A 9,688-nucleotide genomic window follows, 5' to 3' on the forward strand; every position below is an offset into this window, starting at 1 on the left:
TTACGGCGGTTGGTTGCTTCATTCGAGTTTTTCTCTACCGTCTTGCTACTTGGATAATCATGTTTGACAGCCATACTTTTACGTTTATTTTTGCAACTTAAACGCGACCAGTCATAATTTATACTAAATAATTAAGCAGAAATAAATACAGCTAGTACCGCTTCGCGGAAGTAAGAAGTAAGAAGTAAGAAGTTTGATTTTCTAAGCTTTTCAGCCATTTTTTATGGTTGCCTTATTTACGCCGACTTGTACTAGATATTGTTTTTAATTAAAAATTGTATCATAACTAACCTTTTTGATCGGCAAATAATAAAATCTTTACTTAGGTTTTACAATTTTACGTAAAACTTTTTTTACCCTTATATAAAGTAAATGCTAGAATCCATCGAGTAGAAATTAAATATAGGATAATCAAATGCCTGTTGCCAGCAAACCCATTAAATTTGGTACCGACGGATGGCGCGGCGTTATTGCCTCGGAGTTCACTTTTGAACGTTTAGCCTTAGTTGCGCCAGTAGCCGCGCAAGTATTATTAAATACATACGGCAAGATGGTAAGTAGTCGTACCATTATTGTTGGTCACGATCGCCGATTCATGGCGGAAGATTTTGCTCGTTTTGTTGCTGACATAGTAACGGATGCAGGCTTTGATGTAGTTTTGACTGAAGATTTTGCTCCAACCCCAGCTTTTAGTTGGGCAGCAAAGGCTCAAAATGCTTTAGGAGCTTTGGTAATTACAGCTTCTCACAATCCGGGGAAGTATTCGGGATTAAAGGTTAAAAGTTGTTTCGGTGGTTCGGTACCTCCAGATGTGACTAAAGAAATTGAAAGTTTGCTGACAGAAGAATTATCTTTTAATAGAGAAAATAGAGAAAAAGGTAAGATCGAAACCTTCGATCCTTGGCAAAGCTATACCCAGGGTTTAGTTGGTAAAGTCAATATTGACAAAATTCGAGATGCCATAAGTTCGGGTAAGCTGACTTTATTTACCGATGCAATGCACGGTGCATCCGCAGGTGGATTGGGAATGCTTTTAGGGGATAAAGTCCAAGAAATTAATAGCGATCGCGATCCGTTATTTGAGGGTGGTGCCCCGGAACCTTTACCAAAGTATATTTCTAAATTTATAAATGTAATCAAAAATCACCGCAAAGCTAACCCTGAAGGTTTATCAGTGGGATTAGTATTTGATGGTGATTGTGACAGAATTGCGGCTGTAGATGGCAACGGAAACTTCCTTAGCTCGCAAATCTTGATTCCCATATTAATTGACCATTTGACTCAAAGACGCGGCTTTACTGGCGAAATCGTCAAAACAGTCAGCGGTTCGGATTTGATTCCAATGGTAGCGAAATTACATAATTTATCGCTGTACGAAACCCCTGTCGGTTATAAGTACATCGCCGATAGAATGTTAGATGCACAAGTTTTGTTAGGTGGTGAAGAGTCGGGTGGAATCGGTTATGGAAGCCACATTCCCGAACGAGATGCATTACTTAGTGCATTGTATGTATTAGAAGCAATTGTAGAATCAGGAATGGATTTGGGTGAGTATTACAGTCATTTACAAAAACAAGTTAATTTTAACTCAGCATACGATCGCATCGACTTACCTCTCTCCGGAATGGAAGCAAGAGAGCGGCTTTTGCAACAATTACAAAAAGAACCATTAAAAGAAATCGCCGGAAAGCAAGTAGTTGATTGTAAAACAATTGACGGTTACAAATTCCGTCTTGATGACGACAGCTGGTTAATGATTCGCTTTAGCGGCACCGAACCAGTTTTGCGCCTGTACTGCGAAGCATCTACCCTTGAAGAAGTACACAAAACTTTAGCTTGGGCGAAAGATTGGGCAGAGCGGTAAGGTGATGGGGAGAGGGGGAGAGGGGGAGACAAGGGGACAAGGGGATGGGGGGATGGCGAGAAATTTGAAATATTAATCCTAAATCCTCACTATTAACTCCCTACTCACTACTCCCTACTCCTAATCTAAAATCTAAAATCTAAAATCTAAAATCGAATTGATTTATGCAACTAGTTGTAGCTACATCAAATCCCGGTAAGTTAAAAGAATTGCAAAAATATCTTGCGGATTTAAGTTGGGAGTTAGTTCTCAAACCGCAGGAATTAGACGTTGAAGAGACTGGCGATACTTTTGCTGCGAATGCTCGTCTAAAGGCTTCTGAAATTGCAATTGCTACTAATAATTGGGCTGTAGCTGATGATTCTGGTTTACAGGTGGATGCATTGAATGGCGCTCCGGGGGTTTATTCAGCCCGTTACGGTGCGTCGGATTCCGAACGTATTGCTAGATTATTAAAAGAATTAGGAGACGAAACCAATCGGAAAGCACAATTTGCTTGTGCGATCGCTATTGCTCGTTGGGATGGCACTATTGTTTTGGAGTCTGAAGGTGTTTGTCGCGGTGAGATTCTTCATGAAATTCGCGGTGACAAAGGTTTCGGCTACGATCCAATTTTTTTGGTACCTGAAAAGCAATTAACTTTTGCTCAGATGACTTCAGAGGTGAAGCGCTCAATTAGTCATCGAGGTAAAGCCCTTGCTAGTTTACTTCCCCAGTTAGAAAAATTAAAACCATAAATCAAAATGAAGTTTAAAGAATGAAGAATGATTCAATTTTATGTTTCAAACTTCAGACTTCAAACTTCATTACTTTTTTACACCGCTTCGGTATTCTTTTCTCCGGTACGAATCCGTACAACTTGCTCTACCGGCGATATAAAAATCTTACCATCGCCAATTTCACCAGTACGGGCAGCGGCAATAATTTTATCTACCACCATATCAACTTGAGCGTCTTCTACAACGATTTCTACTTTGAGTTTTTGCAGAAATTCAACGGTGTACTCGGAACCACGATAACGTTCGGTTTGTCCCTTTTGCCGCCCGAATCCGCGTACTTCAGAAACTGTCATACCGACTATACCGGCATTAACTAAAGCAATTTTTACTTCATCCAGCTTAAAGGGACGAATAATCGCTTCTACTTTTTTCATTTGAATTTCTCCTTACAAAAATTTCGCTTTATCTATCTAACCAGATTCCCAGTCTCATAAGGTAACTGGCAAACTCAATTCAATTAATTTGTACCATTTGCTGTCTCTCAAAATACGATATTCTCAGCGATCGCAAATTAGGTCATCCGCTACTATGCTTGGGAAATTTTAAGATAATTTTGAGAACTGAGAAACTTAATTTCTTAATACAATTGCGTAAGTCTAATAATAAACTGACACATACCTTCATTTTATCTGACTGTAGAAAATTATATAAATTAATTAAATACTAAGTAAATATTTTTTCTGCCTTAATTACTAGTTTTATGGCTAATACCAATATGCTGGTTCCTGTTGCTTTAGTCTTACGATTTATTGACTTATTTTGTAGCTTTTCAAATCAACTATAAACTATAAATCTAAAGTCTAAAATCTAACATTAACAATTATCAGCGAGTGTGATTTTCTAAAAGAGGACGTACAACGACATAACCAGCGCCAAAACCCATAACAATAATAAAAACAATTGCAAAAATCAGCCACCAGCCACTGACTTGTGACATTTGCGATTCATCATCATAGTAATAGGTTGCTTGTTCTTCTTCTATAAATATTGGTTCTGGTAGAGGTTCAATATATTCAGTTACTTGAGGCATAACTGGCGATTTACGCGAATGATGTTTTACTCGCTTTGGAGCTACCTGTTGACGTTGATGTTGTGGTTTTGGTTTGTGTGGTGCATATTGCTTCTGGTTTGTTTCTACTGGTGTTTGGTTGAAAGAAGGCGACGGACTGCTATTGTAGGCAACATTCGCTTTATAATTAACTGCATTTTGTAAATGTAAAACAGCATTAACGGTTTTAGCGATTTCTTGACGAAGCACGTGATTTTCTTGCGCTAAATGTTCGTTTTGTTGATTAAGTTGATGTATTGCTATTTGTGTCGCTTGTAATTCTGCGGCTAATTCACGATATACACTTAACGGTACGGAAGCTGAATAAGCTTGGTTTGCTGGTGTTGGTGATTGGTTGTAGCCAGAATCTGTAATTGTTCGCATAAGTACTTAGTCTCAAAGATAAACGTCATTCCGGTTTACTATAACTATTGTCTGCAAATACTAAAAAATAAAAAGTAAAAAGTATCTGATATATCTGAGAATAATATAAGGAAGCTTTAAAAACAAAAAATATCTTTGCTAACTTGTATGACAAAGCATAACAGTAAACTTATCATTAAAAATATGATTTTTAATATTTAAGGGTGACATTTGTCACCATTAAATTAACAATGCGAAACAATTTTCGAGATAGATAAGATTATTTTTTTAATAAAGGAAAAAAGTGCCCTACAGGTCCTTGTCCTTTGCCAATGTCCAAAGCATTACTTAATGCATGAGAAACATATTCCTTTGCTTGACGTGCTGCTTTAAATAGACTATCTCCTCGTGCTAAATTAGCGGCGATCGCAGCGGATAAAGTACAACCAGTTCCGTGAGTATTTTTGGTAGCTACTAATTGTATAAGTAAAGTTTCAAGATTTTTACCATCAAACCAAATATCTATGCCGCGCAAACTTCCCTGCATTCCACCACCTTTAACCAAAACGGCTTTGACTTTTAATTTTTCGTGAATGGTTTGCGCTGCTGCTTTCATGTCATCGAGAGATTTAATTTCTAAACCGCTAAGAATTTGGGCTTCGTATCGGTTAGGAGTCAAAATTGCGGCTAAAGGTATAAGAGAATCGCGAAGGGTTTTCACGGCTTCATCGTCAATTAATTGCGCTCCCGTGCGCGACACCATCACCGGATCTACCACCAAATTAGGAATTTGTAAAGTTTCGATTTGTTTGACAACTGTAGTAATAATTTCCTGATTCAGCAACATTCCAGTTTTGGCTGCTTGCACCCCGATATCATCGCATACAGCCTTAATTTGTTGCTCAACAGCTAATGACGGCATTGCATCAACGCGCATTACACCCAAAGTGTTTTGTGCGGTAACGCAGGTAATAGCGCTAGTACCGTGGACGCAATGAAAAGCGAAGGTGCGTAGATCGGCTTGAATTCCCGCACCACCACCGCTATCGGAACCAGCAATAGTCAAAGCAACGGGCACCTTGGATGTTGATTTGGTGTTCATCAATCTATTTAGAAATACGCATTAGGAACTATGACCTTAAAATACAGGATTTTTCACAGTTTGATCTCGTTCAAGGTGTAACAATTTCAAGTTGTATTTTTTTCAAGTGTTTTATTTTTCTGCTTGTTGTTCAATTCTTTGCAGTTCCTTTTGTAGAAACTTTCCCCATTCTCCTGCTAAAGGAATTTCTGTAAAAGGTACGCGAATAGATTCAGAAGCTTCGGGAAGTACAAATTCTAATTCAATTTTTGTAGCTTTCTGGGGTAATTCATCTATATTAATGGGGTTGTCATCTATCAAAAGATTTATATTTTCAACATCGTTTAAAGAAAAAGTTTTTAAATCTACAATACCCTTGACAGTCGGTTTACCCCAGGTCATCTCGTTTTCTTTCTGAGCTAAAACTGCATAAATATCGTATTTCGCTCTGTCAAAATTTTCTGCCCAAATACGATAAGCTTCAACTTTTTTAAATTCTCTAGAACCTTGCCAAGCTAACCAAAAAAACGCTATTAGCAAAGGTAGCCATAAAAGTCCACGTTCCATAAAATAACCTTGATTTTTGCTGACAATAAAATAGAATTACGCCACAATAAAAAAGAATGTAGTATATCAGGTGCTACAATCTTCTTCCTGACTAAGAGGAGTTTGCCTAAGTCCCGCTCAAGGATACATAACTTGCAAACTTTGTAAATATCCTTCTGTCTTCAGGTAAAGAAGGTTGTGTGTAAGCTAAGGTAGTGTTCAAACTGACAAATAGCCACTGTTAGATTCAATGAAAAAACTTATATTATTCTGCTTGTTTGTCATCGGGTTGAGTTTTGCCCTGTTAACTTTTGTTAATGTTAAGGGACTCGCATCTCAGGGCGAATTTGAGACGATTGTACTAGATTTCCGGGAAGATATTCCCGCCCGAGAATTGCAGCAAGATTTGCAAGCAATAGCTCAAAAGTACAATGTGACTCCTCGATTAGATAATCAATTTTCCAAAAAGGATAATGTTTATATTATCGAAGGGGATAGGCAGCGCATCAAAAAACTGCGTAAGTCAGAACTAGCCAGAGACACGGAATTTATCGAGCCAAACTATATATATAAAATTCCAGAATCGGGCAATCCCGAACAAGATAAAATTGCGCGGGAGGCTGAATATTTACAGTCATCCGACGACGGTATCTTAGAAGAAGTAAAGCCAAGTCTTAAAGGTGCTAACGACCCCCTCTACAGCCAACAGTGGCACCTCAATAGTATCAACATTGAAGGGGCGTGGGATAAAACTAGAGGCAAAGGCGTGACGGTAGCCGTGATTGACACCGGCGTTACCAAGGTGCGCGATTTAGTTGAAACCGAATTTGTCAAAGGCTACGACTTTGTAAACGATAGAGAAAATGCCTCAGACGACAACGGACATGGTACCCACGTTGCCGGTACCATTGCCCAAGCTACTAATAATAGTTGGGGTGTAGCTGGAGTCGCTTACGAAGCCAATTTAATGCCTTTGAAGGTACTTAGTGGCTATGGCGGCGGTACGGTAGCCGATATTGCCGAAGCGATTAAATTTGCTGCCGATAATGGCGCAGATGTGATTAACATGAGCTTGGGTGGTGGCGGTGAAAGCCAGTTGATGAAAGATGCAATTAACTACGCTCACAGCAAAGGTGTAGTAATCATTGCCGCTGCTGGGAATGAAAATCAGAACGCTGCTTCCTATCCCGCACGTTATCCTAATGTGTTTGCAGTTTCCGCTTTAGGCCCCGATGGCTTGAAAGCGCCTTATTCTAACTATGGTGCTGGAGTAGATATTTCTGCTCCCGGCGGTAGCGATGCTGGCAAAATTTTGCAAGCAACGGTTGATATGGACAGCAAAGGCGAAGAAGTTTTTCTTGGCTTGCAGGGAACAAGTATGGCTTCACCCCACGTTGCTGGTGTTGCTGCATTAGTTAAAGCTAGTGGAGTAGAAGAGCCAGACGAAATTGTCAAAGTTTTGGCACAATCAGCAAGAGTTATCCAAGATGACGGCTTGAACTATTATGGTGCCGGACAATTAAATGCTGAAGCAGCTGTTACCCTTGCCGAACAAGGAACAATCAGTTTTCAAGACTTCTTCCGCTGGTTGCGCGATAGCGGCTATTTGAACCCAGGTTTCTGGATTGATGGCGGTATGGTAGCACTCCTACCAAAGATTTTAATGGTGGTGGGTTCTTACTTACTAGCTTGGTTTTTACGAGTTTATTTCCCCTTCACTTGGACTTGGAGTTTAGCTAGTGGTTTAGTTGCAGGTAGTTCTGGATTATTTTTCCTTAAAGGATTTTACATCTTTGACCTTCCTCAATGGCCTATGCGTTTGCTTGGTAGCTCTATTCCCGAACTAGGTAATACCTTACAAGGTACCAATCCTTTTAACCCATTATTTGCCAGCGTTCTAGCTCCCATTGTCTTAATGGCACTGCTACTCGGAAATTCAAAGTGGAAGTGGTTTGCGATCGGTTCGAGTTTGGGAGTTGCAGCTTGTTTAGCCGTAAGTTCTGTAACAGATCCAGCCGTTTGGGGATTGGGAGATGGTATGTTAGCCCGTGGATTCTTAATTGCTAACGCAATACTTTGCTTCATGTTGGCTCGTTTTACAGTCAAAAACGACGAACAAACAACTTAGTTGTTAGTTGTTAGTAATTAGTAGTTAGTTGAAGTTCTTAAAAACGAATAACTAGCTACTAACTGCTAACTATTAACTAACAACCACTAACAACTAACAGCTAATAACTAACAACGAATATGAGCATTAAAGTTAAAGGAACTGTTGAACGCCGCGATATTGGCATGGGTGCTTGGGCATTCGTCGGTGAAGATGGGAAAACCTATGAAATTATGAGAGGAGCAGATAAAAGTCTACTTCAAGCAGGACAAAAAGCAGAAGTCACCGGAGATGTACGCGAAGATGTAATGACTGCTGCTATGATTGGCCCCGTGCTAGAAGTCAAATCTTTTGATATTACAAATTAGCGTTGATGATGTAGAGACGCGTTAGCGCCTAGCTGAGCGTACCGTAGGTATTGCGTGCCCGCCAGGGCATTATATCGCGTCTCTACAAGAGTTTAGGTTTCATCAACACAATATTTAACTAATTGCTGTTTTCATCAAGAACCGATTGCAGCCGAGTTCTAAATTCTCCTTTGGGATGTCCTCCTTTCACTTCACCCACAATTGCTGGTTCTTCTTCTGGAGAATCGCAGACAATATAGGTAGGCCATCCCATTTCTGATTTATCTGGATACTGAGTTAATAAAACTTTACGATACTTGCGATAGGTAGCGGTATCCTGCATTTTGACATCAATAAATTCTAAACCGAGTTCTTCAGCCACCTTTTTGTCGTAAAAAGACATTTTGTGACAAATACCGCAATCTTCGCTAGAAAATTTAATTACAGATAAAGGCATAATTTTAAATTTGAACTAAATTTGAGCTATTTCATAGTTTATAAAATACAACACGATATCGTACCATACAAAACAATTCCAGTTTGGGGAACTTTTTATCCTTCGGAATCGACTGTTGATATCAAGTAAGGTATGCAGCTTTATACGAGTAAATGCTTAGAGGCTACCTGCTTTAGTTATAGGTTATCTGGATGAGTAATCTACAGTCGCGATCAGCCGGAGGCTGACGCTTTACGTATCGCAATTATTTTAGGGCGCTATTTACCAACCATACGAACGGCGAGTGATTGGCAGTAAAGAATTAATTATTCTTTTGTCCACTTGGTTTACGTAAATACAGTGAAATCTTTAAAAATAAGAAACAGATTACTTGCCTTCTACCTAGATGAAGCTGAGAACGGTAGAAATATCGAGAAAGCTTGATAATAGGGAAAGTTTGAAGTAATCGCTTTCTGCTTGCAATTCAGAAATTGTGTTTATCAAAAACAGTCATATCAAAGCTTACAGCGATTAATGTCATAAATATAAAAGGTTTTGACACAATGTCATTTTTCCATAAAAGTATGTTAGATTGAATACTCTACTTAAATATATTTGACTACTTAGTAGTTCGTAGAGTTTATCCTCGGAGAATGGCTAAGTAAAGGCAAAAAATTTGAGTTGTATTACTTAAGAAAAGATACTTAATAGTTATAAATTTCTTAAGGTGAGTTAGTTATCAAATTGGATCTAAAATTTTCAACAATTCCCTTTATTCCGGTAAGATTTATATCTCCGGAGAGGTTTGTCGATAAAACTTTGTTTTGACTTTCCGAATAAAACCCCCAGCTAGCTTGTAGGCTTACCAGGGGAGTTAGTTATCAGGGTGCATCTACCAATTCTATGTACTGTATTTAACAGCAACTTTCCGGATAAAACTGTATAAATATGTATGTCGGTAGAAATTTGACATATAAAAATCCCCCAGCTAGCTTGTAGGCTTACCGGGGGAGACAGTTATCAGGGTGCATCTACCAATTCTATGTACTTTAAATAACGGGCACTTTCCGGATAAAACTGTATAAATATGTATGTCGGTAGAAATTTGACATATAAA

At 38.9% G+C, this 9,688-nt stretch carries 9 protein-coding genes; 4 read left to right on the plus strand and 5 right to left on the minus strand.

The window, feature by feature from the left end:
• Positions 1-415 precede the first annotated feature (415 nt).
• Positions 416-1,864: a phosphoglucomutase/phosphomannomutase family protein gene (locus tag ACM03V_RS25050; RefSeq protein ID WP_414623513.1), complete on the plus strand. Its 1,449-nt coding sequence runs from the start codon at positions 416-418 to the stop codon at positions 1,862-1,864.
• Positions 1,865-2,028: 164 nt separating this feature from the next.
• A complete protein-coding gene (rdgB, locus tag ACM03V_RS25055) occupies positions 2,029-2,601 on the plus strand; it encodes an RdgB/HAM1 family non-canonical purine NTP pyrophosphatase (protein WP_414623514.1) in 573 nt (190 codons plus the stop codon).
• A 77-nt stretch (positions 2,602-2,678) separates the two neighbouring features.
• Here the strand turns inward: rdgB and ACM03V_RS25060 are convergent, their stop codons facing one another.
• The 4 genes from ACM03V_RS25060 to ACM03V_RS25075 form a co-directional block, all read right to left on the minus strand.
• Positions 2,679-3,017, minus strand: coding sequence for a P-II family nitrogen regulator (locus ACM03V_RS25060; protein ID WP_190601427.1), 339 nt, complete (start codon positions 3,015-3,017; stop codon positions 2,679-2,681).
• 449 nt (positions 3,018-3,466) lie between these two features.
• Positions 3,467-4,075: a hypothetical protein gene (locus tag ACM03V_RS25065; protein WP_414623515.1), complete on the minus strand. Its 609-nt coding sequence runs from the start codon at positions 4,073-4,075 to the stop codon at positions 3,467-3,469.
• A 259-nt stretch (positions 4,076-4,334) separates the two neighbouring features.
• A complete protein-coding gene (gene thiD / locus ACM03V_RS25070; protein ID WP_414623516.1) occupies positions 4,335-5,156 on the minus strand; it encodes a bifunctional hydroxymethylpyrimidine kinase/phosphomethylpyrimidine kinase in 822 nt (273 codons plus the stop codon).
• Positions 5,157-5,267: 111 nt separating this feature from the next.
• Positions 5,268-5,702, minus strand: coding sequence for a hypothetical protein (locus ACM03V_RS25075; RefSeq protein WP_414623517.1), 435 nt, complete (start codon positions 5,700-5,702; stop codon positions 5,268-5,270).
• A gap of 229 nt (positions 5,703-5,931) precedes the next feature.
• Here ACM03V_RS25075 and ACM03V_RS25080 point away from each other — a divergent pair, with 229 nt between their 5' ends.
• Entirely contained in the window at positions 5,932-7,809 is a 1,878-nt protein-coding gene (locus ACM03V_RS25080; RefSeq protein WP_414623518.1) for a S8 family peptidase, read from the plus strand.
• A gap of 119 nt (positions 7,810-7,928) precedes the next feature.
• Positions 7,929-8,156: a hypothetical protein gene (locus ACM03V_RS25085; RefSeq protein WP_414623519.1), complete on the plus strand. Its 228-nt coding sequence runs from the start codon at positions 7,929-7,931 to the stop codon at positions 8,154-8,156.
• A 118-nt stretch (positions 8,157-8,274) separates the two neighbouring features.
• Here the strand turns inward: ACM03V_RS25085 and ACM03V_RS25090 are convergent, their stop codons facing one another.
• Entirely contained in the window at positions 8,275-8,592 is a 318-nt protein-coding gene (locus ACM03V_RS25090; protein ID WP_414623520.1) for a thioredoxin family protein, read from the minus strand.
• Positions 8,593-9,688 lie beyond the last annotated feature (1,096 nt).

The organism is Calothrix sp. CCY 0018 (assembly GCF_963920925.1).
GTDB lineage: Bacteria > Cyanobacteriota > Cyanobacteriia > Cyanobacteriales > Nostocaceae > Rivularia.